Annotated in this window: 23 protein-coding genes and 1 pseudogene; 14 read left to right on the forward strand and 10 right to left on the reverse strand. The window is 68.9% G+C overall.

Annotation, left to right across the window (positions count from 1 at the left end):
- Positions 1-16: 16 nt before the first annotated feature.
- Entirely contained in the window at positions 17-2,194 is a 2,178-nt protein-coding gene (locus BLR21_RS15815) for a translocation/assembly module TamB domain-containing protein (RefSeq protein ID WP_256334706.1), read from the reverse strand.
- A 79-nt stretch (positions 2,195-2,273) separates the two neighbouring features.
- Here BLR21_RS15815 and BLR21_RS15820 point away from each other — a divergent pair, with 79 nt between their 5' ends.
- Positions 2,274-3,425, forward strand: a complete 1,152-nt coding sequence (locus BLR21_RS15820; protein ID WP_090006597.1) for an AI-2E family transporter — start codon at positions 2,274-2,276, stop codon at positions 3,423-3,425.
- Here BLR21_RS15820 and BLR21_RS15825 read toward each other — a convergent pair.
- On the reverse strand, positions 3,422-4,624 hold the full coding sequence (locus BLR21_RS15825) for a GGDEF domain-containing protein (RefSeq protein WP_338061047.1): 1,203 nt from the start codon (positions 4,622-4,624) through the stop codon (positions 3,422-3,424). The genes BLR21_RS15820 and BLR21_RS15825 overlap by 4 nt on opposite strands.
- 116 nt (positions 4,625-4,740) lie before the next feature.
- Between BLR21_RS15825 and macS the strand changes: the two genes are divergently transcribed.
- Genes macS through BLR21_RS15840 form a run of 3 tightly spaced genes read left to right on the forward strand, consistent with a single transcriptional unit; the run spans position 4,741 to position 7,096 of the window.
- On the forward strand, positions 4,741-5,901 hold the full coding sequence (gene macS / locus BLR21_RS15830) for a MacS family sensor histidine kinase (protein WP_256334707.1): 1,161 nt from the start codon (positions 4,741-4,743) through the stop codon (positions 5,899-5,901).
- Complete coding sequence (locus tag BLR21_RS15835; protein ID WP_090006599.1) at positions 5,898-6,560, forward strand: response regulator; 663 nt, start codon at positions 5,898-5,900, stop codon at positions 6,558-6,560. Before macS ends, BLR21_RS15835 begins: the two co-directional genes overlap by 4 nt.
- On the forward strand, positions 6,557-7,096 hold the full coding sequence (locus BLR21_RS15840; RefSeq protein ID WP_030480176.1) for a DUF1707 SHOCT-like domain-containing protein: 540 nt from the start codon (positions 6,557-6,559) through the stop codon (positions 7,094-7,096). Before BLR21_RS15835 ends, BLR21_RS15840 begins: the two co-directional genes overlap by 4 nt.
- A 5-nt stretch (positions 7,097-7,101) precedes the next feature.
- Here the strand turns inward: BLR21_RS15840 and BLR21_RS15845 are convergent, their stop codons facing one another.
- The gene (locus tag BLR21_RS15845; RefSeq protein WP_090006600.1) at positions 7,102-7,908 is read right to left on the reverse strand and encodes a nucleotidyltransferase domain-containing protein; all 807 of its coding nucleotides are present in this window, start codon (positions 7,906-7,908) and stop codon (positions 7,102-7,104) included.
- 50 nt (positions 7,909-7,958) lie between these two features.
- Here BLR21_RS15845 and BLR21_RS15850 point away from each other — a divergent pair, with 50 nt between their 5' ends.
- The 9 genes and pseudogenes from BLR21_RS15850 to BLR21_RS44675 all read left to right on the forward strand — a co-directional run.
- Positions 7,959-9,413, forward strand: a complete 1,455-nt coding sequence (locus tag BLR21_RS15850) for an SDR family oxidoreductase (RefSeq protein WP_090006601.1) — start codon at positions 7,959-7,961, stop codon at positions 9,411-9,413.
- Positions 9,414-9,448: 35 nt separating this feature from the next.
- Complete coding sequence (gene tdh, locus BLR21_RS15855) at positions 9,449-10,480, forward strand: L-threonine 3-dehydrogenase (RefSeq protein WP_090006602.1); 1,032 nt, start codon at positions 9,449-9,451, stop codon at positions 10,478-10,480.
- Positions 10,480-11,658, forward strand: coding sequence for a glycine C-acetyltransferase (locus BLR21_RS15860; RefSeq protein WP_090006603.1), 1,179 nt, complete (start codon positions 10,480-10,482; stop codon positions 11,656-11,658). Before tdh ends, BLR21_RS15860 begins: the two co-directional genes overlap by 1 nt.
- A gap of 85 nt (positions 11,659-11,743) precedes the next feature.
- Complete coding sequence (locus BLR21_RS15865; RefSeq protein ID WP_143027735.1) at positions 11,744-12,574, forward strand: helix-turn-helix domain-containing protein; 831 nt, start codon at positions 11,744-11,746, stop codon at positions 12,572-12,574.
- Positions 12,575-12,578: 4 nt separating this feature from the next.
- Positions 12,579-12,755, forward strand: a complete 177-nt coding sequence (locus BLR21_RS15870; protein WP_090006605.1) for a DUF397 domain-containing protein — start codon at positions 12,579-12,581, stop codon at positions 12,753-12,755.
- A gap of 29 nt (positions 12,756-12,784) precedes the next feature.
- On the forward strand, positions 12,785-13,258 hold the full coding sequence (locus tag BLR21_RS15875) for an RNA polymerase sigma factor (protein ID WP_051770987.1): 474 nt from the start codon (positions 12,785-12,787) through the stop codon (positions 13,256-13,258).
- Complete coding sequence (locus BLR21_RS15880; RefSeq protein WP_143027736.1) at positions 13,243-14,259, forward strand: hypothetical protein; 1,017 nt, start codon at positions 13,243-13,245, stop codon at positions 14,257-14,259. Before BLR21_RS15875 ends, BLR21_RS15880 begins: the two co-directional genes overlap by 16 nt.
- Positions 14,256-15,107, forward strand: coding sequence for a LysR family transcriptional regulator (locus BLR21_RS15885; RefSeq protein ID WP_090006607.1), 852 nt, complete (start codon positions 14,256-14,258; stop codon positions 15,105-15,107). Before BLR21_RS15880 ends, BLR21_RS15885 begins: the two co-directional genes overlap by 4 nt.
- 100 nt (positions 15,108-15,207) lie before the next feature.
- Positions 15,208-15,438, forward strand: a pseudogene (locus BLR21_RS44675) (hypothetical protein); the annotation flags it as partial.
- On the opposite strand, the gene BLR21_RS43785 reads toward BLR21_RS44675, so the two are convergent.
- Positions 15,367-15,510 carry a hypothetical protein gene (locus tag BLR21_RS43785; RefSeq protein ID WP_256334708.1) on the reverse strand — a complete coding sequence of 48 codons (144 nt, stop codon included), beginning with the start codon at positions 15,508-15,510 and terminating at the stop codon, positions 15,367-15,369. The pseudogene BLR21_RS44675 and the gene BLR21_RS43785 sit on opposite strands and share 72 nt — an antisense overlap.
- Before the next feature lie 75 nt (positions 15,511-15,585).
- Entirely contained in the window at positions 15,586-17,217 is a 1,632-nt protein-coding gene (gene ptsP, locus BLR21_RS15895) for a phosphoenolpyruvate--protein phosphotransferase (protein WP_090006608.1), read from the reverse strand.
- 157 nt (positions 17,218-17,374) lie between these two features.
- On the opposite strand from ptsP, the gene BLR21_RS15900 reads away from it, so the two are divergent.
- Positions 17,375-18,424, forward strand: coding sequence for a right-handed parallel beta-helix repeat-containing protein (locus BLR21_RS15900; RefSeq protein WP_090006609.1), 1,050 nt, complete (start codon positions 17,375-17,377; stop codon positions 18,422-18,424).
- Here BLR21_RS15900 and BLR21_RS15905 read toward each other — a convergent pair.
- From BLR21_RS15905 to BLR21_RS15920, 5 genes are read right to left on the reverse strand one after another with little or no spacing between them, the layout of a single operon-like run.
- Entirely contained in the window at positions 18,421-19,284 is an 864-nt protein-coding gene (locus tag BLR21_RS15905) for a ribokinase (protein ID WP_090006610.1), read from the reverse strand. The two genes, BLR21_RS15900 and BLR21_RS15905, sit on opposite strands and share 4 nt — an antisense overlap.
- Complete coding sequence (locus BLR21_RS43195) at positions 19,281-20,195, reverse strand: substrate-binding domain-containing protein (RefSeq protein WP_218130886.1); 915 nt, start codon at positions 20,193-20,195, stop codon at positions 19,281-19,283. The genes BLR21_RS15905 and BLR21_RS43195 overlap by 4 nt, the downstream gene beginning before the upstream one ends.
- 30 nt (positions 20,196-20,225) lie before the next feature.
- Positions 20,226-21,146 (reverse strand): ABC transporter permease, encoded by a 921-nt coding sequence (locus tag BLR21_RS43200; RefSeq protein ID WP_256334709.1) that lies wholly within the window; start codon positions 21,144-21,146, stop codon positions 20,226-20,228.
- Entirely contained in the window at positions 21,143-22,552 is a 1,410-nt protein-coding gene (locus BLR21_RS15915) for a sugar ABC transporter ATP-binding protein (RefSeq protein WP_090006611.1), read from the reverse strand. The genes BLR21_RS43200 and BLR21_RS15915 overlap by 4 nt, the downstream gene beginning before the upstream one ends.
- Positions 22,549-23,514, reverse strand: coding sequence for a LacI family DNA-binding transcriptional regulator (locus BLR21_RS15920; protein ID WP_256334738.1), 966 nt, complete (start codon positions 23,512-23,514; stop codon positions 22,549-22,551). The genes BLR21_RS15915 and BLR21_RS15920 overlap by 4 nt, the downstream gene beginning before the upstream one ends.
- Between the last annotated feature and the right edge of the window lie 91 nt (positions 23,515-23,605).

The following is a 23,605-nucleotide window of genomic DNA, read 5'->3' on the forward strand; positions in this document are numbered from 1 at the left end:
AACGGCTTCCCTTGGCTCACACCCGTTTCAGCACGCGGGCCGCACCCGCGGCCGCGGTCGACGCGAGCACCCAGCCCACCGCCACGAGCAGCGAAGATATCCATTGCGACGCACCGGTGAACTGCCACTTGCCGTCGTGGCCGAAGTCGATGATCGGGATCAGGAGGTCGAGGGCGAGCAGCGCGGCGTTCCACACCGGGTCCTCGTCGGAGTTGAGCTTGACCATCGGGTGCCAGTTGAACCACAGCGCGCCGAACAGCCAGAACACGGCGAGCCAGCAGATCGCGAGCCACGGCCGGTAGCCGTAGCCGACCGTCCACCGCTGCACGACGCCCCAGACCCGGCCGGCGCGGCCGAGTTCGGAGTAGCGGCGGCGTTGCTTCTCCAGCTGGACCTTCTGCGCGAGTTCCTCCTCGCCGCCCTGCTGGTAGACGGCGGCGAGCTGTTCGTACGGTCCGGGCGCGAAGTCCGGCTGCACCTTGAGCAACCACTTCAGCCGTGTCTGCACCGGCACGTCCGGATCGGCGGTGATGCCGGCGAACTCGAAGTCGTCCACGGCGACGCCGCCCTCGGCGTCCCACAGCCCCGGCCCGTCGGTCACCGACACCGCTTTCAGGCGGCTCAGCACTATTTTCCCCTTGGGCTGCTGGCCCTCGGGAATGTGCAGGCGGAACTGGTGGACGGTGAGGCCGTAGGCGTTGAGCGCGATGTCCGCGGCGGTCGAACCGAGGTGCGAGTCGCTGAACGTCGCCATCTTGCCGACCTCGCCCAGCCGGATCCGCACGCCGCCGACCGCGGTGAACCCGCGGCTGCACAGGAGGTCCTTGCCGATCGTGATGGCGCGGGCGTCCAGTGACGGCTTCTGGGTGCCGTTCCCGCGGAGCCTCGGGAGGGTGAGCTCGGCGCCGGAGAGGTCGAGTGTGGAGCCGATGTTCGCGTTCTGCAGGCGAACCGAGCCCCTGGCCTTCAGCTCGCGCAGGAAGAGCGTGCCGCCGACCTGGAGGCGGTCGGCGAACAGGACGTCGATGCCCGGCCCGTGCAGCGAGACGCCGGACATGCTGGCGCTGCCGTGGATGGTCGCGTTGGACAGCCGGACCTGGCCGTAGGTGTGCAGTGCCTTCGACCGGACGCCCGCGCCGTTGACGGCACTGCGCGCCTCGACGTCGCCGCGGACCTGCATGCCGTCGGCGTGCAAGGCGACCGGGATGCGGTTCGTGACGTCCCCGGCGAGCTCCTCGGCGATCTCCCGCGGCCCGATCACCGCGCCGGACAGCCGGAGGTAGCCGCCGATGCTCGCGTTCGGCAGCCGGACCGTGCCCTCGCTGATGAAGCCGTCGTCGAGTTCGACGTTGCCCTCGACCCGGATGCGGTCGGCCACGAGCGTCGCGGCCTCGTCGGCCGATCCGTGCGGCAGCACCAGCACCTGGTTGTCGACGCGGTGGGCGGAGTTGAGGCGGGCGCCGGTGAACTCGACGTTCCCGTGGACGCGCGCACCGTCGAACAGCACACGGCCGTCGGCGGTGAAGCGGCCGCCCTCGGCGTTGCAGAAGACGTTGCCCGCGACGACGATCCCGGACGCGTCGAGCGCGTCCTTGCCGGTGTTGAGCAGCCGCGCGCCGCCGAGGTGGACGCTGCCGCCGATCGTCGCGCCGCGGAGCCGCACCTCGCCGTTCGCGCGCATCGCGATGGCCTGGATCGAGCCGCTGACCCTGAGCCGGGCGCCGAGCAGTGCGTGGTCGGTGTTCGAACGCAGCACCGCGCCGGCGAGGCGGAGCGTTCCGTCCACCGCGGCGTCGGTGAGGTCGACGGTGCCGGTGCAGGTGAAGCCGGCTTCGAGGACCAGGTCGCTGAAGATCCTCAGGTTGCGGCCCTGGAGGCCGGGAAGGCGGGTGCCGCGCAACCGCAGGCCGATGAGGCGGGCCATGCGGAGGTCGACCGACTCCTCGAACGTGCAGTGGGTGAGGTCGATGACCCGCGTGACGCGGGTGCCCTCCAGTGCGAACCTGCCGGTGATCCGCGCGTTGCGCAGGCGCAGAGCGGGTAGTCCCTTGCGCGGCACCCGGTACAGGCCGGTCAGCAGACCGGTGAGCACCTCGCCGCGCACGCTCTGCCCGGTCAGGTCGATCTCGGTGCCACCCGCGTAGGCCCCGGCGACCTGGCGTTCGAGCTCGGTCAAGTCTTCGGGCTTGATCACGTTCGTCCTCCCCTGACGAATCGGATCATCCCTGCTGAGGTTGCACCTTGGCGAGGGAATGAACAGTTAACGTGAGGCCATGAGCACGCCGGAGTCGGAGATCAGCGGCCGCGTTCCGACGCTGCTGCGCGTGAGTGCCGCGCTGAGCTGGCGGTTCGTGGTCGTGGTGGCCGCGTTGTACGTGGTGGCCTACGTGTTCGGCTTCCTCGCGTCGATAGTGATCCCCGTCGCTATCGCGCTGCTGCTCGCCGCACTGCTGTCGCCCGGCGTCTCGAAGCTCGTCGAGTGGCGGGTGCCGCGGGGCGTGGCGGTGACCGTGATGATGATCATCGGCGTCGGGGTCCTCGGCGGCGTGCTGACGTTCGTGATCAGTGAGTTCTCCCGGGGCCTGCCCGAGCTGCAGACGCAGGTGGCGGCGTCGCTCGACACGATCCAGAAGTGGCTGAAGGACGGGCCAGCGCACCTGTCGGACCAGCAACTGCAGACCTACCTCGACGAGATCGTGAAGACGATCAAGGAGAACCAGGCGGAGATCACGTCCGGTGCCCTGACGACCGCCGCGACCCTCGGCGAGTTGCTCACCGGGCTGCTGCTGGCGCTGTTCACGCTGATCTTCTTCCTGCACGACGGTGACGGCATCTGGCGTTTCGTGACTCGCGCGGTGCCTCGGGACGTGCGTCAGCGCGTCGACGTGGCGGGACGGCGCGGGTTCAGCTCTCTCGTTTCCTATGTGCGCGCTACGGCCGTGGTCGCGATCGTGGACGCCGTTGGCGTTGGTGTCGGTCTGGCGATCATCGGTGTGCCGCTCGTGGTGCCGCTGTCCGCGTTGGTGTTCCTCGGCGCGTTCATTCCCATCATCGGTGCGGTGTTCACCGGTGCCGTGGCGGTGTTGGTCGCGCTGGTCACCAACGGGCCTATCGCTGCTTTGATCGTGCTGGCCGTGCTCATCGGTGTGATGCAGCTGGAGTCGCACGTTCTGCAGCCGTTGCTGCTGGGCCGTGCGGTCAAGTTGCACCCGTTGGCCGTGGTGCTCGCGATCGCCGGCGGGTTGGTGACCGGCGGCATCGCCGGAGCGTTGCTGGCGGTGCCGCTGCTGGCGGTGCTGAACTCGGGGATCCGGTCGCTGGTGTCCGATTCGGACGCTGCGCAGAAGCCGGAGAAGGTGGACGTGCTGAATCCTCAGGACACGGCGCCGAAGGACGACACGAGCGAACGGGTCAAAGAGCTCTAGGCCATCGACACGAGGTTTCGGCCATAAGCCTTGGCCGCCAGCAACGCCGCGTCGGCCGCCACCAAGAGGTCCGGCAGCTCGTACCCGAACCGAGTCGTCGTCGACACCCCTATGGACACAGTCAGCCCGTGCAGCTCGTGCGGCTTGCCGTCCGTGGCCATCGTGGGCACGCGAAGTGCCTCCACGGCCTTGCGCACGCGTTCGGCGACGTACTCGGCCTCGTCGGACGTCGCCTCGGGCAGCAGCACCACGAACTCCTCGCCGCCGAACCGGCCGACCAGGTCTCCTCGGCGGACGGTGCCGCGCAGCAGCAACGAGATCGCGGCCAGGGCGGCGTCGCCCGCGAGGTGGCCGACCTCGTCGTTGACCCTCTTGAAGTGGTCCAGGTCGAGGAGCATGACGGCCATCGGGCGGGTGCGGCTCGCGCCCTTGTTCAGTTCGTAGCGGGCTCGGGCGTCCCAGTGCACCGCGTTGGCCAGGCCGGTTTTGGCGTCACGCTGGGCTGAGCGGCGCCATTGGGGGAGTTGGGCCGCTCGTTCCAGCAGGGCCAGGGACGGGCCGGCGATGAGGACGTGGACGGCGTTCGACTCCGCCACGCAGCCCATGAGGCCGCCGATCGACACGGCGACTATGCCGAGGATGGCGTCGATGGGTTCGCCGACGTTCTCCTCGAAGGTGGCGGACGGACGGCGCAGCTTCAGGCCCAGCGCGATCAGGCCCGCTCGCAGGACCAGCAGCAGCGCTGCGGCCAGGGTGAGGATCACGAGGTTGGTGTGCGGGTCGGCCCAGCCGAGGACGTAGCGGGTGGCGAAGACGGCCAGTGTGGTGGCGCTCAGCGTGAAGAGCCAGCGGTGGGTCTCCGGGCGCTGGGCCAGCAGGCAGTGCAGGGCCGGGCCGAAGAGGAGCAGCACCATGAGGTTCGGCGGGAGGGCGAGGATGCCTGCCGTCAGGTAGCAGAGGTGGGCGGCCCACGGGTTGCGTTCCGTCTCGCCGAGGCGGTGGCTGTAGATGGTCGTACCGATGATCACCGCACCCGCTGTGCCCGCGATCGCGGCGAATCTGGCGATTTCGGAGGGTGATGGTGTTTCGGAGGAAACGATCGCGTAGGTGACGGTGGCGAGGGCTGCCATGTCGATGAACAACCAGTAGTAGAGCGCAGGCCGCCGCAAAGTCCACACCGGCCAGTCCCGCACCTGCATCGCCCTCCCCCGAACCCGGAGAGCGTCGCACATTCCTCCGTTCGGCAGAAGACGGCCACCTGGGGGTTAGCCAGCACACGTTCACGCGGCAGGATGGTGTCCGAAAGGAGCACAGCGTGCCCAAAGAGCCTGCCGAACGTGTGACAAAGGTGATCGACGACCCGGCCACGCCCCTGTGGCGCGGGACGATTGCGCTACGCATAGTCACATTCCTCTTCGCGGCGGCCAACGTCATCGCGAACCAATCCGGTTACGTACGGCCGTGGCTTGCGTGGACCACGCTCGGGGTGATGGCGCTGTGGTCCGTCTTCACGAGCCGCGCCTACAGCACGACGTGGGGCAGGCGGTGGCCGCTCGTCTTGGTCGACCTGGCCCTGACCTGCGGTCTCATGTCGCTGTCACCGTTGATCATGTCCGACCACCAGTTGCTGGTCCTGCACGTCCCGCTGATCACGACGATCTGGGCGTGCGTGCCGGCGGTCGCGCTGGGCGCGCTCGGCGGGGCGGCCGCGGGCTTCGGCGGCGGGCTGACCGTTGGCCTGTTCACCTATCTGTCCCACCGTTCGCCGAGCCTCGACCTGCTACGCGACGTCGTGCTGCTGTCCGGTGCGGGCATGGTCGTCGGCATGGCGTCGGCCACGGCACGGCGTTCGGCGGTGCTGCTCGCCCAGGCCCTGAGAGCCGAGGCGGCCACGGCGGAACGCGAACGTCTGGCCCGTTCGATTCACGACAGCGTGCTGCAGGTCCTCGCCCGCGTGCGCAAGCGCGGCCTGGAGGTCGGTGGCGAGGCCGCCGAGCTGGCCAGGATGGCGGGCGAGCAGGAGGTGGCGCTGCGGAACCTGGTGGCCGCCGCGCCGACGGACTCCACTGTGGATGGAGACATCGACCTTCGTCCCGGCCTGCAGATGCTCGCCACGCCGAGGATCCAGGTGTCGACACCCGCGACCCAGGTGATGTTCGAGGCCCCGGCGGCGGGCGAGCTCACGTCGTTGGTGCGTGAGGCGCTGTCCAACGTGGACAAACACTGCGGCGAGGACGCGCGGGCCTGGGTGTTGCTGGAAGATCTCGGGGAGGAGATCGTGCTGAGCGTCAGGGACGATGGGCCTGGCATCCCAGAAGGCCGGATCGCGTCGGCCGCCGCGGAAGGCAGGATGGGGATCGAGAAGTCGATCAAAGGCCGGGTGGAGTCGCTCGGCGGAACGCTGGAGCTCCAGACCGGGCCGGGGGAGGGCACGGAATGGGAGGTTCGGGTGTTCAGGAAGGGGGCGGCAGGATGACGGTCTCGGTGATGGTCGTGGACGACCACCCGATGTGGCGCGAAGGCGTGGCGCGCGATCTCCAGGAACGCGGCTTCGAGGTCGTGGCGACCGCGGGTGACGCGCCCTCGGCCGTGCGGATCGCGAAGGCCGTGCGGCCCAACGTGGTCCTGATGGACCTCAACCTCGGCGAACTCTCCGGGGTCGACGCCACCGCGATGATCACCAGTGAGCTGCCGGACACGCGCGTGCTCGTGCTGTCCGCGTCCGGTGAGCACGACGACGTGCTGCAGGCCGTGAAGGCGGGCGCGTCCGGCTACCTGGTGAAGTCCGCGTCCTCCGAGGAACTGGTCGAGGCCGTGTCCCGGACGGCCGCGGGCGACGCCGTGTTCACGGCCGGGCTCGCGGGCCTGGTGCTGGGCGAGTACCGGCGGATGGCCGCCGCGCCCGACGGCTCGGAGGAGAAGCCCCAGCTCACCGATCGGGAGACCGAGGTGCTGCGGCTCGTTGCCAAGGGCCTGACCGCACGACAGATCGCGAACCGCCTGGTGATCTCCCACCGCACGGTCGAAAACCACGTTCAATCGACATTGCGCAAACTCCAACTGCACAACCGGGTGGAGTTGGCGCGTTATGCCATCGAGCACGGTCTCGACGCCGAACCGGAGGCAGAGAAATGACAGACCCCAGAGAGTTACGCGTGTCCGATGCGGAACGTGAGCACGTCGTCACCCTGCTGAACAAGGCGGTGGGCCGCGGCATGATCACGCTCGACGAGTTCACCGTGCGCACGGACACCGCACTCGGCGCGAAGACCAGGGCCGATCTGAACGTGGTGCTGCTCGACCTGCCCGGCATGGTCAACAACGAACTGGCCCGCGAACGGACCGAGCTGAAGAACACGATGAGCACCACGACCCGCAAGGGTCACTGGGTCGTGCCGAACGAGCTCGTCATCCGCAACACCCTCGGCACCACGAACCTCGACTTCACCGCCGCCGAGGTGCCGCCGGTCGTCAACGTCGACCTGGACGTGTCGCTGGGCACGGTGAAGCTCCTGCTGCCGGCGGGGTCGTCGGTCAACGCCGACGCCGTCGAGATCACCGCGGGCGAACTGAAGGACAAGGTCCAGAACACCACCATGGGCAACCCGCACTTCCAGCTCAAGGGCTCGGTGCGCGGCGGGACCGTGGTGATCAAGCGAAGCAAGCGCTGACCTGGTCAGACGCGCGGGTTCCTGAGGGCAGCGTCAAGTTCGGCGAACAGCGCGGTCGGAGCGCTTAGCCCGTAGCGGGTGGCGATCACGGGCCACAGCCGGCGACCCAGCTCCAAGGCGGCACGCAGTGCCTCCTGCGGCGACGCGGCGGACGTAGCTGCCCTCAGCTCCGCCGCCGTCTCCGCGGACAACTCGCGCTCGGCACCTCGCGACGGAGTCAACCAGTGCGCGGTGGACTCCTCGGCGAGGCGTGCCATCCACAGGAGATGCCGCTGGGCGTGCCCGAGCGCGTCCCACGCACGCAGATCCTCGCCGCGCGCCGCCAGATGGTGCGCCAGCACCAGCCAGTTGACGAACGGGTCGCAGTACTTGGTGATGACCTCGGGGCTGTCGACCGGCGGCACGTACCGCTGGGGCAGGCCGCGCAGCATCGGAGCCAACGCTCCACGGCGATCCACCATCAGCATCCGCTCGACCTCGGCGCCGCGCGCCGGCCACTCCGCCACCGTGGCGATCTCGTCCACGGTCGCGAAATGGAACTCGCCACGCACGAGGCCGGGGAAGAACGCCACATAGGTGCCGAACTCGTTGAGCAGGCCGTAGCTGGTCGGCGCGATGCCGGCGCACCAGGACCGCGGCTCGATCTCGGCGCGTCTCCGCGTGGTGAAGAACAGCCAGAACTCGATGTCGCTGTGCTCGTCCGCCTCCCCTGCGGCGAAGGAGCCGTACATCAGCGCGGCGTCCAGCCCGTCGTCGGCTGCGCACACTTCGCGAACACGCTCGATCAGCTCTTCCTGATACAGCACACGCACAGCCAAGCACCTGTTCGGCGGTCGCCGGCGCGAAGCCGCAGGATCAAGGCATGCGGTGTCTCGTGACCGGCGCGACCGGGTACCTCGGCGGACGACTCGTGCCCAGGCTGCTGGCCGAAGGGCACGAGGTCCGCTGCCTGGTGCGTTCGCCGGAGAAGTTGCGCGACGTTCCGTGGGCCGCTGACGTCGAGATCGTGCGCGGAGACGTGCTCGGTGATCTCGACGAGGCGATGCGGGACGTCGAGGTCGTCCACTACCTCGTGCACTCGCTGCACTCGAAGGACTTCGCCGACGCCGACCGCAAGGCCGCGGAGAACACGGCGAGTGCCGCCGAACAGGCCGGTGTGCGGAGGATCGTCTACCTGGGCGGGCTGCACCCGGCCGGTGTCGAGCTGTCGCCGCACCTGGCTTCGCGCAGGGAGGTCGGCGAGGTCTTCCTGCGCTCGAACGTCCAGGCCGTGGTGCTGCAGGCCGCCGTGATCATCGGCTCCGGGTCGGCGAGCTTCGAGATGCTGCGCTACCTGACCGAACGGCTGCCGGTCATGATCACACCGCGCTGGGTGCACAACCGGATCCAGCCGATCGCCGTGCGGGACGTGCTGCGCTACCTGGTCGAGGCCACGACGCTCGAGAACGAGAACCGGACGTTCGACATCGGCGGGCCGGACGTGCTGACGTACCTGCGGATGATGCTCCGGTACGCCGAGGTCGCCGGGCTGCCCAAACGCCGCGTGCTGCCCGTGCCGCTGCTGACGCCGGGCCTGTCCTCGCACTGGGTCAACGCCGTCACGCCGGTGCCGCGGTCGATCGCGAAGCCGCTGATCGAGTCGCTGGTGCACGAGGTGGTGTGCCGCGAGAACGACATCCGCGAGGTGCTGCCGGGCGAGAACACCGGCTACGACAAGGCCGTCGAACTGGCGCTGACCAAGGTCCGCGACGCCGACGTGGAGACCCGGTGGTCGGGGGCGACGCTGCCGGGCTCGCCGAGCGAGCCGCTGCCGACCGACCCCGGCTGGTCCGGCGGTTCGGTCTACACCGACGAACGCGAGCGACGCACAACCGCCACGCCCGAACGGTTGTGGGAGGTCGTCGAAGGCATCGGCGGCGAACGCGGCTGGTACTCGTTCCCGCTGGCCTGGGCGATCAGGGGCTGGCTGGACCGGCTGGTGGGCGGCGTCGGGCTGCGGCGCGGGCGGCGTGATCCGCAGCGGCTGTACGCGGGCGAGGCGCTCGACTTCTGGCGGGTCGAGGAGATCGAACGCGGGCAGTTGCTGAGGCTGCGAGCCGAGATGAAGGTGCCGGGGAAGGCGTGGCTGGAGCTTCGAGTGGCGGGCAACGAGGGACACGGGTCCACTTACCGCCAACGCGCCGTGTTCGTGCCCAAAGGGCTCGCCGGGCACCTCTACTGGGGGATCGTCTGGCCGTTTCACGGCATCGTGTTCGGCGGCATGGTGCGCAACATCGCCAATGAAGCTGAGCTGCACAAGAACTTCAGAAAGTCCTGATGGACTACACAAGCAGCAAGGGTGAAACTTCCCGCATGAAGGCTCTCGTCAAGGTCGCCGCAGGGCCTGGCCTCGAACTGACCGACGTCCCGGACCCCACCCCCGGACCGACGGACGTGCTGGTCAGAGTGTTGCGCACCGGCATCTGCGGCACCGATCTGCACATCGACTCGTGGGACGACTGGGCCGCGCAGAACATCAAGGCGCCGCTCGTCCTCGGCCACGAGTTCGTCGGCGAGGTCGTCGAGATCGGCGGCAGCGTCACCGGCGTCAAGGTCGGCGACCTGGTCAGCGGCGAGGGCCACCTCGTCTGCGGAACCTGCCGCAACTGCAAGGCCGGCCGCCGCCACCTCTGCGCCAACACGCGCGGTCTCGGCGTGCACTCCAACGGCGCGTTCGCGCAGTACGTCGTACTGCCCGAGCAGAACGCGTGGGTGCACCGCACGGCCGTCGACCTGGACGTGGCCGCGATCTTCGACCCGTTCGGCAATGCCGTGCACACCGCGCTGAGCTTCCCCGTCATCGGCGAGGACGTGATCATCACCGGTGCCGGCCCGATCGGCATCATGGCCGCCGCCGTCGCCAAGCACGCGGGCGCGCGCAACGTCGTGATCACCGACATCTCCGAGCACCGCCTCGACCTCGCCCGCAAGGTCGGCGTCGACCTCGCGGTGAACGTCGCCGAGAAGACGATCGCGGACGCCCAGGCCGAACTCGGCATGGCCGAGGGCTTCGACGTCGGCATGGAGATGTCCGGCAAGCCGATGGCGATGCGGGACATGATCGCGAACATGGCGCACGGCGGTCGCATCGCGATGCTGGGGCTGCCCGCGGACGAGTTCTCCGTCGACTGGAGCAGCGTCGTGCTGAAGATGCTGCACATCAAGGGGATCTACGGCCGCGAGATGTTCGAGACCTGGTACTCGATGACCGTGCTGCTGCAGCGCGGCCTCGACCTCACGCCGGTCATCACGCACCGGTACGACCACACGCAGCACGCGGAGGCGTTCGCCACCGCGCGCGAAGGCAAGTGCGGCAAGGTCATCCTCGACTGGACGGGAGCCTGATGTACGGCGAACTGAAGAACGACCTCCTCAAGACGATCGAGGAGATCAGGGAGGCCGGTCTCTACAAGTCCGAACGCGTGATCGGCACCCCGCAGAACGCAACCGTGCGCGTGGGTTCCGGTGACGAGGTCCTGAACTTCTGCGCCAACAACTACCTCGGTCTCGCCGACCACCCGCAGCTGATCGAGGCCGCGAAGAAGGCGCTGGACGACTGGGGCTTCGGCATGGCCTCGGTGCGGTTCATCTGCGGCACCCAGGAGCCGCACAAGGAACTGGAGCGCAAGCTCAGCGAGTTCCTCGGCACCGAGGACACGATCCTCTACAGCTCGTGCTTCGACGCGAACGGCGGCCTGTTCGAGACGCTGCTCGGCGCCGAGGACGCGATCATCTCCGACGAGCTGAACCACGCGTCGATCATCGACGGCGTCCGCCTGTCGAAGGCGCGTCGCTTCCGCTACAAGAACCGCGACATGGACGACCTCGAGCGCCAGCTCAAGGACGCGGCCGACGCCCGCTACCGGCTGATCGCGACCGACGGCGTGTTCTCGATGGACGGCTACCTCGCGCCGCTGGACGAGATCTGCGACCTGGCCGAGCGCTACAACGCGCTGGTCATGGTCGACGACTCGCACGCCGTCGGCTTCACCGGTCCGACCGGCCGCGGCACCCCGGAACTGTTCGGCGTGCAGGACCGCGTCGACATCGTCACGGGAACGCTCGGCAAGGCGCTGGGCGGCGCGTCCGGCGGCTACACGTCGGGCCGCAAGGAGATCGTCGAACTGCTGCGCCAGCGCTCGCGCCCGTACCTGTTCTCGAACTCCCTCGCGCCGTCGATCACCGCCGCCGCGATCGCCACGCTGGAGATGCTTTCCAGTTCCACGGAGCTGCTCTCCCAGCTGAGGTCGAACACCGAGCTCTTCCGCCGGCGGATGACCGAGGCGGGCTTCGACCTGCTGCCCGGCGAGCACCCGATCATCCCGGTGATGATCGGCGACGCCGCCGAGGCGGGCAGGCTGGCGGACCTGCTGCTGGAGCAGGGCGTCTACGTCATCGGCTTCTCGTACCCGGTCGTGCCGCACGGCAAGGCGCGCATCCGTACGCAGATGTCTGCTTCACACACCACCGAGGACGTTAACCGCGCCGTGGACGCGTTTATCGCCGCACGCGCAAAGATGTAAAGGTAGGACTTGTACCGGCTCCATAAAACTACTTCTTTCGAGGAAAAACTGGAGCCGGTACGAACATTTCTTCTAGCTTGTCGGCATGCCTAGAAGAAAGTCCACCCTGTTGGGGCGCGAGTTCGGCAAGCGCGTCCGCGCCATCATCGATCAGATGAACATGCCCCACAGCAAGCTCGCTGAAAAAGTGGGCTGGGACCAATCCAAAATGTCCGACATGGTTCGTGGCAAGGGCGGCGTGACCGAGCTCGAAGTTGTGCAACTGCTCGCCTACTGCCGCGTCACGCCCGCCGAGTTCAGCAGCATGATCGAGTTGTACCGCGAGACACGCATGAACGGCTACCTGCAGATCCCCGACGACGGGATCCCTGACCAGGTGCGGATCTTGATCGAGCAGGAAGTCCTCGCCAACGCCATCACGGTCTGGGCCTCGCTCCTCATCCCGGGCCACCTCCAAACCGTTGACTACATGCGAGCGCTCGTCGAAGGGGGTACGACGAACGACGCAGTCGACTACGAGGAAGTCATCAAGGCGAGAATCGAGCGCCGCCGACTCTTTCACCACAGCCGCAAGTTCGTCTTCTACATCGCTGAATCAGCACTGCGCCTGCCAGTGGGCGGTCCGGCAGTCATGAAGGACCAGCTCATCCACCTCCTGGGGGTGGCGGATCGTTCGTACGTCACTGTGCGGATCATTCCAAGCGCCCTCGGTGCACATGCCGGCGCCTCCGGGTCATTCCTCCAGCTACGCTACGAGAAGTTCGAGCCGGTGATCTTCATCGAGAGCAAGACCTGTTGCCTCTTCCTCGAAGACAAGTCCTCTCTGGACATCTACTCCAGCGTGCTGAAGCTGCTCGACGCCCAGGCGCTGGATGAGCAAGAATCGAAGGAGCTGATCAAAAGCATCCTGACCTGAGGAGATGTTCCGCATGCCGGTCTGGCGCAAGAGCTCCTACAGCCCCGATGCGAGCGACTGCGTCGAGATCGGCCGCGGCATCGGCATCCGCGACAGTAAGGCGCCGACCACGCACCTGCCGGTGTCAGGCGAAGCGTGGTCCGCGTTCCTCCGTGATGTGACCCGCGTCACCCCGCAGTAAGAATCGACCAGGTCAGCGCACTACCTCACGTGGAGGAATTCTCGGTCGTCTACCGCGAGTGCTACCCGCGAGTGCTCGCCTATGCGGCGAGCCACGCGGGCAGCCGGCTCGCCGAGGACATCACCAGCGAGACCTTCACGATCGCCTGGCGCAAGTCCGGCCAGATGCCGTCGAACGCGCTGCCGTGGCTGCTCGGCATCGCGCGCAACCTCGTGCGCGCCGCCCACCGCCAGACGACGACCTACGAGCTCACCGACTTCCCGGCCGACGACGACTTCGCGGTGATCGAGCTGCGGGCGGCGTTGTCGAGTCTGTCCGAGGCCGACCAGGAAGTTCTCACGCTGATCGCGTGGCACGGGCTGGCCGCGGCCGAGGCCGCGCAGGTGCTGGGGTGCACGACGGCGACGTTCTTCGTGCGGCTGCATCGGGCTCGACGTCGTTTGCAGGCTGCTCTCTGGACGCCGAAATTCGACAGTGCGAGGGAGTCATGGAAGACCTCATGAAGGACCTGGCGCAGGCCAGGCCGCCCGTGCCCGAGGTCGACCGCGACCGGATGGAACGCGATCTCGCGCGCATCGTCACGTTGCCGCAGGAGAGGCCGGTCCGGAAGCAGCTCGTCCGGCGGTTCGCTCCCTTGCTGGTCATCGGCGCGGTGATCGTGCTTGCGGTCGTGCTGCTGCCCGCGCCTCCTCAGTCCGTGCAGCCCGCCGCGCCTCCGAAGTGGTGGCATGAGCTGACGCGGCAGACGTCGTTGATGATCGTCGGCGACCCGGCGGACCCGTACGCCGTGTACCTCGACTCCAAGACGGACCGGTGGCTGGCCGCGAACCAGCAGGTCACGGTCGTCCAGAAGGACGGCGACGTGACGCCCTTCTCCCTCCAGCGCGGCGGCAACGAGTGGGAGGCCGCGGGCAAGCCGGAGACGGTGCCCCAGGTCGGCGGGAACCACCTGGTGCGCATCGGTCCGATGAAGCCGGCCGTGCAGAAGACCGCGGTGTCCGGTTTCCAGATGTCCCTCCACAGCCAGGCGCGTCTCGACTCGCTCGAGTCGCTGCCCGCCGAGCCGCAGGAGTTGAGGAAGGCGCTGGAGACCATCGTGGGGAACGACGCCTACCGGATCGGGTCACTTGCGATGGAGCTGATCAGCTCGAACGTGCGGGACGACCAGCGGCGGGCGGCGTTCGAACTGATCAAGACGCTCGACGGGGCCCGGTTCCTCGGTGAGCTGACCGTGCTCAGCGAGCGGCGGGGGATCGGTGTGGCGATGGCCGCGCCGCCGACGTTCCAGTTCACCGACGTCGAGACGCAGCTGGTGATCAACCCGGAGACCGGCCTGCCGATCATCAAGCGGGACGTGATCACCACGCCTCAGCACGGCCTGGCCGCGAAGACGGCCATCTCGCAGGTGGAGTACCTCCTGCTGGAGCAGGTGGCAATCGAGCCGATCGTGCCTCAGGACGTCCCCGTGAACGGCGAAGTGGAATCCCCCATCATTGAGCGGTGATCGACCCACGACGGCTCCGCGTGCTGCGCGCACTCGCTGACCACGGCACCGTGACGGCCGCAGCCGCCGCATTGCACCTCACGCCGTCGGCGGTGTCGCAGCAGCTCGCGGCGCTGGAGTCCGAGGCAGGACATCCGTTGCTGCTGCGCAAAGGACGACGGGTGTCGCTGACACCGGCGGGCGACCTGCTCGTCACGCACGCCCACGTCGTCGCCGCCGAACTGGAACGCGCACAGGCCACTTTGGACGCTCTGGCCTCCGGCTCGGCCGGTCGGGTGGGGGTGGCGGCGTTCGCTTCGGCGATCACGCAGGTGGTGGCGCCCGCGCTGGCCGCGTTGAAGGAACGGTCGATCGAACTGTCGGTGCGCGACGCCGAGGGGCACGAAAGCGTGCGGCTGTTGCTGGACGGCGAGATCGACGTGGCGATCACCGAGGAACACCGCACGACGGACCGTTTCACGCGGTTTCCGCTCTACACCGAGCCTTTCGACGTGGTGCTGCCGCCGGGGCATCCGGCCACCGGGCCGGTGGACCTGGCGGCGCTCGCGGACGAGGACTGGGTGGTGACGCTGCCCGGCAACCCGTTGCGTGACGTCGTGGAGATGGCGTGCGCGCAGGCCGGGTTCACGCCGCGTATCAGGCACACGTCTGATGACTTCCGCGCGATCCAAGCCCTGGTCGCGGCTGGCGGAGGGGTGGCGCTGGCGCCGCGCAACGCCGTGCGCGGGGTGCCGGTGGCCGGGGTGGCGCCGTTGCGGCGAGTGGTGGCGGCGGTGCGCCGTGGGTCCGAGGACCACCCACTGATTCAGGCAGTGCTCGACGAACTGCGGGACCCGTCGAGCCCTTGACCGTAGTAGGAACCGGGTTGACGAGCCGGAAGGCGCAACCGATCGCCTCGGCTCCGCCGGCCCTCTCGACGATCTTCTCGGCCCGGACTCGGCCGATGTGGTGATCGACTACGTCGGCGGACAGGACAAGTGGGACGCGGCCCGAAACGTGCTCAAGCCACACGGCAGATTCGTCACCATCGCCCGTGACGAGGACGACCGAATCACGGTCGCATCCGGGTTGAGGATGGCCGTGACGATTCTGACGCGTCAGACCAGGTCACGCTTCGGCCGCAGGATCGCCTACGTCCCGGTGTTCCTGGACGCATCCCACGCCATCCTCGACAGGGTCGACCGCATGGTGGCAGCAGGACAGGTCCAGGTCCACATCGACCGCTCGTTCGCCTTCGATGTCGATCGTCATCGCTGCCCTGGATTACAGCAAGAACGGCAGGACGGGGGGCAAACTCGTGGTCGAGCGCGATTGACGGGCGAGACCCTAGTGCGGGGCGCGCGCCGCCAGCTTGGCCGAGGCCGGGTCGCCCGCGGCCAGTGCGCCACGGGCCGCGAGCTGGCAGATGTCCATGCTGGACGTCGCGAGCTTCGCGCCGACGCCGGCGAGCGCCGTGTGGTTCATCGACAGCGACGTCACGCCGAGGCCGATCAGCACGCACGCGAGCAGCGGGTCGGCCGCCGCCTCGCCGCAGACGCCGACGGGCTTGCCGGTCGCGGTCGCCGCCTCGCCGACCAGGGCGATCAGGCGCAGCAGCGCGGGCTGCCACGGGTCGTTCAGCGCTGCCACGCCGCCGAGTTGGCGGTCGGCGGCGAAGACGTACTGGGCCAGGTCGTTGGTGCCGATGGAGATGAAGTCGACGACCTGCAGGATCTCGCGGGCCGACAGTGCCGCGGACGGGACCTCGACCATCACGCCGGCGCGGGCGATGCCGGCCTTGCGGGCGCGTTCGACGAACCAGGCGGCTTCGGCGGCGGTGGCGACCATCGGGGCCATGACCGAGACCTCGGCGCCGGACGACGCCGCGGCCAGAGCGATGGCTTCGAGCTGGCGGTCGAGGATCTCGGGACGGTCGAAGGCGACGCGCAGGCCGCGGACGCCCATGGCCGGGTTGGGCTCGGGGTCCGGGTTCAGAAACGCCAGCGGCTTGTCCGCGCCCGCGTCGAGGGTGCGCACCACAACCGGTTTGCCCTTGAACGGCGCCAGCACAGCCTCATAAGCAGCAGTCTGCTCAGCAATGGTCGGTTCCTCTGCTGCGTCCAGGAAGCAGAACTCCGTGCGGAAGAGTCCCACGCCCTCCGCGCCGGCCTGAGCAGCGGCCAGGGCGTCGGCGGGTGAGCCGACGTTGCCCAGGACCTTCACGCGGAGGCCGTCCTTGAGCACACCGACGCCGTTCCACTCGGCCTTCTTGCCCGTGCCGGCCGCACGGACCTTGCCGTCCGACTCGCGGACCTGGCCCGTGTCACCGTCGACGTCGAGAGAGGTGCCCTCGAACGCCAGGATGCCGCGGCACGCGACTACTGCCGGGATGCCCAGCGAACGGGCGAGGATCGCCGTGTGGGAGGTCGGGCCGCCCTCTTCCGTGACCAGGGCGAGGACCTTCGCCGGGTCGAGGCCCGCGGTGTCGGCGGGCGCGAGGTCGCGCGCCACCAGCACGGACGGCGAGGCCAGGTCGGGGACTCCGGGCGCGGGCAGGCCGAGGAGTTCGGCCACCACCCGGTCGCGGACGTCCTGGACGTCGCGGGCCCGTTCGGCCATGTAGCCACCGGCGGCCTGCAGTGCGGAGATGAACTTCTGGGCGGCCTCGTGCACGGCACGGGCGGCGGTCAGCGACTGGTCGACGACGAGGTTCTCGGCGGCCTTGATCAGGGACGGGTCGCCGGCCATCGCCGCCGTCGTCTCCAGCACGGCGCGGGCGTCGCCCTCGACCGTCTTCGCGCGCTCCATCAGGCGTTGCGCCACGACCTCCGTCGCGGGACGGATGAGGGAGGCTTCCATCTTCGTATCCGCTGTTCGCTGGCCCGCAGGAGGTTCCGGCAGGGCCTCGGCGATCCTTACCACGGGGCCGGTTGCCCGACCGCTGCTGACACCGACACCGCTCAGCCGCGCGCTCGACATGGTCTAGACCATACCCTCCGACCGGAAACCCAGGACAGCTCAGTGTGACCAATCAAGCGGCGGAACGCGCAGCGATGCACAGTTCGTCATCATGGCTTAACACGCACAGCCGACCGCGATGTGACCCTAGGCCATTCGGCCCAGTACGGTGCCAGCCGTGCGCCTTCCGTGCGGTTTCGCCGCAGTCCTCCTGGTCGCCGGGTGCTCGTCGGCGCAACCGGGCCTCGGCCCCGAGATCAACGTTCCCGCGCAGCTGAGCACCATCCAGGGCGCCGTCGACATGGCGCAGGAGGGTGCGACCATCGTCGTGTCGCCGGGCGTCTACGAGGAGTCGGTGCAGGTCAGGACCAAGGGCCTCACGATCAGGGGAGCCAAGCGCGGCAGCGTGATCATCGACGGCGAGGCCGAGCGCGCCAACGGGATCGTGGTCGCCGCACCGGACGTGTCCGTGCAGAACCTGACGGTCCGCAACCACACCTCAGACGGTGTGCTGATCTCCGAGCAGCGCGGCTTCCGCGTCTCCTACGTGACCGCCAGCAACAACGCGCGGTTCGGCGTCCACGCCGCCAACGCCCAGAACGGCGTGATCGAGCAGAGCTACGCGAGCGGCAGCGCGGACGCCGGGTTCTCCGTCGGCCGGTGCAAGCCGTGCGATGTCGTCGTGCGCGGCAACGTCGCCGAACGCAACGCCGTCGGCTACCAGGGCGTGAACGCGTCCGGCCGGATGTTCGTGCTGGGCAACAGGTTCAGCGGCAACCGGGTCGGCATGACCTCGGCCGCCGAACGCCAGGAGGACGTCGTGCTCGTCGGCAACCTCGTCTCCGGCAACGACGAGGCCCTCTCGCCCGCGCACGCCGACGGCGCGTTCGGCCTCGGCATGAGCCTCCTGGCCAGCACGAAGAACCTGGTGTCCCGCAACCTGATCACCGGCAACCCCGGTACCGGGCTGGCGCTGAGCCGCAGCCAGGACCCGGTGGACCTGGGGAGCAACGTGATCGTCGGCAACGGCCAGGACGTGCGGTACGACGCCGACACGCCGCGCAAGAAGGTCAGGGCGCCGCGCGGAATCCCGTTCAACCAGGTCGCCGCCCCGCCGCTGCAACCGGAGATGCCTGCGGATCCGTTGCCGGACAGGGCACCGGACGTCGACAGGTACGCGCTGCCGAGCGAGGACCTGTTCGACGACCGTGCGGCGGTGCGGGCCTAGCCGACCTCGGCGGCGGTCGGGTAGGACGGCTGTGCGCCCGCCTTCGTGACGGACAGCGCGGCGACCTTCGCGGCGTAGCGGGCGGCCTGCACCAGGTCGTCGCCCTCGGCCAGCCGCGCGGACAGCGCGCCGGCGAACGCGTCACCGGCGCCGGTCGTGTCGACCACCTCGTCGACCTCGATCGCCGGCACCTCGACGACGCCGGACTCCTGCACCACGGCGGCTCCGCGCGAGCCCAGCGTCACGATGGCCGAGCTCGGGCCGAGTTCGAGCAGGGAACGCCAGTCCGAGGCGAGCTGCGCGGCCTCGTGCTCGTTCACGATCAGCACGGTGAGCTGCCGCAACGTCTCCGCGGGCAGTTGCGCGACCGGCGACAGGTTGAGCACGGTCCGGACGCCGGCACGGGAAGCGGCGCCGATCGCGTGGACCACCGTCTCCAGCGGCACTTCCAGCGAGCACGTCAGCACCTGAACGCCGCCGAACGACAAAGCGTCCACATCGGACAGTGACACGTCGGCATTGGCGCCGGGTGACACCACGATGGAGTTCTCGCCGTCCGGCGTCACGGTGATGTACGCGATCCCGGTGGGACGGGAGGAAGTCTTCACCAGCGCGGTGTCGACGCCGGACGACTCCAGCGACTCGCGCAGCAGCGAGCCGTACCCGTCGCCACCGACGGCACCGACCAACGCGACGGAGGCACCGACGCGTGCGGCGGCAACGGCGGTGTTCGCACCTTTGCCGCCGGGCAGCACGACGGTGTCACCGCCCAGCACGGTCTCACCGCCGGCGGGCCGCCTGCCGACCTCGACCACGAGGTCGGCGTTGGCGGACCCGAGAACGAGCAAAGTCTGCGTCACTTGACGAACTCTGCCACGTTCTTCGCCGTGATGACCTTGACCTCGACGTCCACGACCTGCTGAACGGGCTCGCCCTTCGCGGCGTGCACGGCCTGCTCGACGGCCTTGGAGCCCAGGAGCTTCGGCTGCTGCGCGATGGTCGCGGCGAGCGTGCCGTCCTGGATCGCCTTCAGGCCGTCCGGCGTGCCGTCGAAGCCGACGACCTGCACGTCCTTGCCCGCGCGGGCGCCGAGGGCCTTGATCGCGCCGAGCGCCATCTCGTCGTTCTCGGCGAAGAGGCCCTTGAGACCGGGGTGGCCCTGCAGCAGGTTCGTGGTCTCGTTGAGGCCCTTGGCGCGGTCGAAGTCGGCGACGGCCGAGGCGACGACCTTGATGTTGCCGCTGTTCAGACCCTGTTCGAAGCCCTGGCCGCGGTCGCGCGACGCCGAGGCGCCCGGGATGCCCTTGAGGTGCGCGACCTCGCCGGAGGTGGCGCGGCCGAGCTCGATGGCCGCGAGGCTGCCGCCCGAGACGTTGTTCGACGCGACCTCGGCGGCGACCTTGCCCTCGACGGCGCGGTCGACCGAGATCAGCGGGATGTTCGCGGTCTCGGCGGCCTTCGCGGCGGGCGCGGACTGCTTGGAGTCGACCGGGTTGAGGATGATCGCCTTGACGCCCTGCGTCACCAGCGTCTGCACCTGGTTGACCTGGTTCGTCGCGTCGTTCTGCGCGTCGACCACGGTCAGCTTGGCGCCGAGCCGGTCCGCCATCTCCTGTGCACCCTGCTGCAGTTCCACGAAGAACGGGTTGTTCAAAGTGGACACCGCGAGGCCGATGGTGAGCTGGCCCCCGGACGCCCCTGTACCACTGCATCCGGTCGCCAGCAGAGCAGCGGCGCCGAGCGTCAGCGCGATCCGTCGGGTCACCTTCATTGGTGTCTTCCTTACCTGTTGCGGGTTTTCTCAGCGACGGCGAAGTGAGTCGAGCAGTGCGGCGAGAGCGATCACCGCGCCGATGACGACCTGCTGCCAGAACGGCGGCACCTGCAGCAGGTTGAGGCCGTTGCGCAGGACGGCGAGCACAAGTGCGCCGACCAGCGTTCCGGTGGCACGGCCGACGCCACCGGACAGCGACGCACCGCCGATGACGACCGCGGCGATGGCGTCGAGCTCGTAACCGACCGCTGCCTGCGGACCGGCGGAGCCGAGCCGTCCCGCGAGCACGAGGCCCGCGGCGGCGGCGAAGAGGCCGCTCAGCGCGTAGATCCAGAGCTTCTGCCTCCGGACGTCGATGCCGCTGAGCTTGGCTGCTTCCTCGTTGCCGCCGATCGCGTACATGCGGCGGCCGAGGTTGGTGCGCGTGAGGATCAGGCCGGTGATGCCGAAGAACGCCAGCATCAGCAGCAGCGGCAACGGAACCATCGGCGCGAGGTTCGAGCCGAGGAACGTGACCAGCGCGTCGGTCTCGTGCGGCTGGCCCTCGGAGAACACCAGCGTCAGACCACGGGCGACGCTGAGCATGGCCAGCGTCGCGATGAACGGCGGCAGCTTGCCGTAGCTGACCAGCGCGCCGTTCACGAGACCGCACAGGGCGCCGACCAGAAGCCCGATCGGTCCGGCGGTGAGTGCGCCGACCATCGCTGCCAGCGCGGCGATGCTGCCCACCGACAGGTCGATGCCGCCCGCGACCACCACGAACGTCATGCCGAACGCCATGATCGCGATGACCGCGGCCTGCACGCCGACGTTGAGCAGGTTCTGCGCGTTGAGGAACGCGGGCTGCATGATCGCGATGACCAGGGCGAGGACGAGAAGCCCTGCGAGAGCCCCGTTTTCTGCCAAATACTTCTTGGGTGCGTACTTCCGAATGCTGATCGTGCTCACGCTGAGATCTCCTGCACGGCGAGTGCCATCACCTGGTCTTGGGTCGCGCCCCCAGGCAGCTCACCGGCCACCCGGCCGTGTGCCATCACGACGACGCGGTCGCTCATCCCGATCACCTCGGGCAGGTCGCTGGACACGAGCAGCACGGCCCGGCCCTGCGCGGTCATGCGGTTGATGAGCTCGTAGATCTCGACCTTGGCGCCGACGTCGACGCCCCTGGTCGGTTCGTCGAGGATCAGCACCTTCGGGTCCGCCAGCAGCCATTTGCCGATGACGACCTTCTGCTGGTTGCCGCCGGAGAGTTCCTTCACCGGCTGCTCGACGCGGCCCTTGATCCGGAGCTTGCCCGCGATGTCGTGCAGGCGCTTCTGGTCGCGGTCGCCGAGCGTGACGAGTTCGAGGTTCTGGCCGACGGTCGCGGTGAGGACGAGGCCCTGGCCCTTGCGGTCCTCGGGCACCAGGCCGAGACCTGCCTTGATGGCGGCCTGCACGTCGTTGCGGCGCAACGGCTTCCCGTCGACCTTGACCGTGCCGTGGTCGTAGCCGTCGACGCCGAACGCGGCCCGCGCGACCTCCGTCCGGCCGGCGCCGACCAGGCCGGCGATACCGACGACCTCGCCCGCGTGGACCTCGATGGTGATGTCCTCGAAGGCACCCCGCCTGGTCAGGCCCTCGATGCTGAGCAGCGGCTGGCCAGGACGTTGTTGCGCGCGTGGGTACTGCTCGTCGATCGGGCGGCCGACCATCAGCTCGATCATGTGCTGGGTGGTGGCGCGCGGTCCGAGGACGCCGACGCTCCGGCCGTCGCGCAGGATCGTGATGCGGTCGGCGATGCGCTGGATCTCGTCGAGGTGGTGGGTGATGAAGACGAGGCCGACGCCGTTCTGGCGCAGCTGAGCCATGATCTGCAGCAACCGGTCGGTCTCGGTCTCGGTGAGGACCGCGGTCGGTTCGTCGAGGATCAGCACGCCGGCGTTCTTGTCGAGCGCACGGGCGATCTCGATCATCTGCTGCTGGGCGATGCCGAGGTCCTTGACCTTGGCGTGCGGGTCGACGTCCAGGCCGACGCGCTGCAGGAGTTCCGGTGCCCTGCGGCGCATCTCGGCCCGGTCGACGAAGCCGAACCTGCGCGGGAGGCGGTTGAGGAACAGGTTCTCGGCGACGCTGAGCTCGGGGACCAGCGCCAGTTCCTGGTGGATGACGGCGAGGCTGGCGTGGCCCTCGATCGTGCCGGCGTCCTGGCCGTGGATGCCCGCGAGGACCTTGACCAGCGTGGACTTGCCGGCACCGTTCTCGCCGAGCAGGACGTGGACCTCGCCCGCGTTGATGTCGAGGTCGACGCCGTCCAACGCCTTGGTGGCACCGAAGTGCTTGGTGATGCCACGGGCGGTGATGAGGGTCTTCACAGCTCGGCCTCCCCGAGCGAACCGCGCAGCACGAGCTTCGCGGTGAGGCGGACGTCGTCGGGCTGCCGGCCGTCGATCAGGGCGAGCAGGCTGCGAGCGGCGGCCTTGCCCATCTCGACGGTCGGCTGCGCGATGACCGTGATCGGCGGGTCGAGCAGCGGGAACCACGGCTGGTCGTCGAACACCGCGAACGCGATGTCGTGCGGGATCTGCAGGCCGCGCGCCCTGACCTCGCCCAGCGCGCCAAGGCCCATCAGGTTGTCCATCGCCACGAGCGCCGTGGCGCCGTCGTCGATGAGCCTCGCGGCGGCCTGACTGCCGCTCTCCTGGCGGAAGTCACCGTGCACGACCTGCGCGAGGCCGCCGAGCGCCCCGGTGAGCACGTCGGTTCGTTCTCTTCCAGTGGAGGTGTTCGGCGGACCCGCGATCACTCCGATGCGGGTGTGGCCGGCGCCGACGAGCCGCCGGGCGAGCGCGGTCAACGCCTCACTGCCGTCAGCGCGGACGACGGGGCATGTGGCGCCCCTGACCGTCCGATCGAGCAGGACCAGCGGTACGCCGCCTGCACTCACTTCGCGAACCAGACTCGGGTCGTCGGTCGCGGGGCACAGCAGGAGGCCGTCCACCCGGCGGTCGAGCAGGGTGCGCACGTAGGTCGCTTCCTGCTCGGCACTCTCGTCGGCGTTCCCGATCACGACGCAGTAGCCGTGTGACCGGGCTTCGTCCTCGACCGCTCGGGCGATCTCGGCGAAGAACGGGTTCAGCAGATCGCTGATGACCAGACCGAGGGTCTGGGTGCTGGTGGTCCTGAGGGATCGCGCCAGGGCGTTGGGCCGGTAGCCGAGTTCCTCGATCGCGGCGAGCACGCGCTCACGGGTCTCCGGGGTCGGTGCGGCATGCCCGTTGAGCACGCGCGACACGGTGGCCGTGGAGACGCCGGCGTGCTGCGCGACGTCCTTCATGGTCGTCACGGAGCAGTAGTTAATCGATTACACATGTATCTAGTCAAGCGGATGAGTAGGTGTACGGATGTAACTGGGCGTGCTCTGCCTC

Source organism: Lentzea albidocapillata subsp. violacea, assembly GCF_900100275.1.
In the GTDB taxonomy this organism is placed as follows: Bacteria; Actinomycetota; Actinomycetes; order Mycobacteriales; family Pseudonocardiaceae; genus Lentzea; species Lentzea violacea.

Excerpts from the sequence above, each read along its gene's own strand:
- BLR21_RS15820 (WP_090006597.1), top strand. The coding sequence starts at position 2,274 with ATGAGCACGCCGGAGTCGGAGATCAGCGGCCGCGTTCCGACGCTGCTG.
- BLR21_RS15825 (WP_338061047.1), bottom strand. The coding sequence starts at position 4,624 with ATGCAGGTGCGGGACTGGCCGGTGTGGACTTTGCGGCGGCCTGCGCTC.
- BLR21_RS15835 (WP_090006599.1), top strand. The coding sequence starts at position 5,898 with ATGACGGTCTCGGTGATGGTCGTGGACGACCACCCGATGTGGCGCGAA.
- BLR21_RS15840 (WP_030480176.1), top strand. The coding sequence starts at position 6,557 with ATGACAGACCCCAGAGAGTTACGCGTGTCCGATGCGGAACGTGAGCAC.
- BLR21_RS15850 (WP_090006601.1), top strand. The coding sequence starts at position 7,959 with ATGCGGTGTCTCGTGACCGGCGCGACCGGGTACCTCGGCGGACGACTC.
- tdh (WP_090006602.1), top strand. The coding sequence starts at position 9,449 with ATGAAGGCTCTCGTCAAGGTCGCCGCAGGGCCTGGCCTCGAACTGACC.
- BLR21_RS15860 (WP_090006603.1), top strand. The coding sequence starts at position 10,480 with ATGTACGGCGAACTGAAGAACGACCTCCTCAAGACGATCGAGGAGATC.
- BLR21_RS15865 (WP_143027735.1), top strand. The coding sequence starts at position 11,744 with ATGCCTAGAAGAAAGTCCACCCTGTTGGGGCGCGAGTTCGGCAAGCGC.
- BLR21_RS15870 (WP_090006605.1), top strand. The coding sequence starts at position 12,579 with ATGTTCCGCATGCCGGTCTGGCGCAAGAGCTCCTACAGCCCCGATGCG.
- BLR21_RS15880 (WP_143027736.1), top strand. The coding sequence starts at position 13,243 with ATGGAAGACCTCATGAAGGACCTGGCGCAGGCCAGGCCGCCCGTGCCC.
- BLR21_RS43785 (WP_256334708.1), bottom strand. The coding sequence starts at position 15,510 with ATGACGATCGACATCGAAGGCGAACGAGCGGTCGATGTGGACCTGGAC.
- ptsP (WP_090006608.1), bottom strand. The coding sequence starts at position 17,217 with ATGTCGAGCGCGCGGCTGAGCGGTGTCGGTGTCAGCAGCGGTCGGGCA.
- BLR21_RS43195 (WP_218130886.1), bottom strand. The coding sequence starts at position 20,195 with ATGAAGGTGACCCGACGGATCGCGCTGACGCTCGGCGCCGCTGCTCTG.
- BLR21_RS15920 (WP_256334738.1), bottom strand. The coding sequence starts at position 23,514 with ATGAAGGACGTCGCGCAGCACGCCGGCGTCTCCACGGCCACCGTGTCG.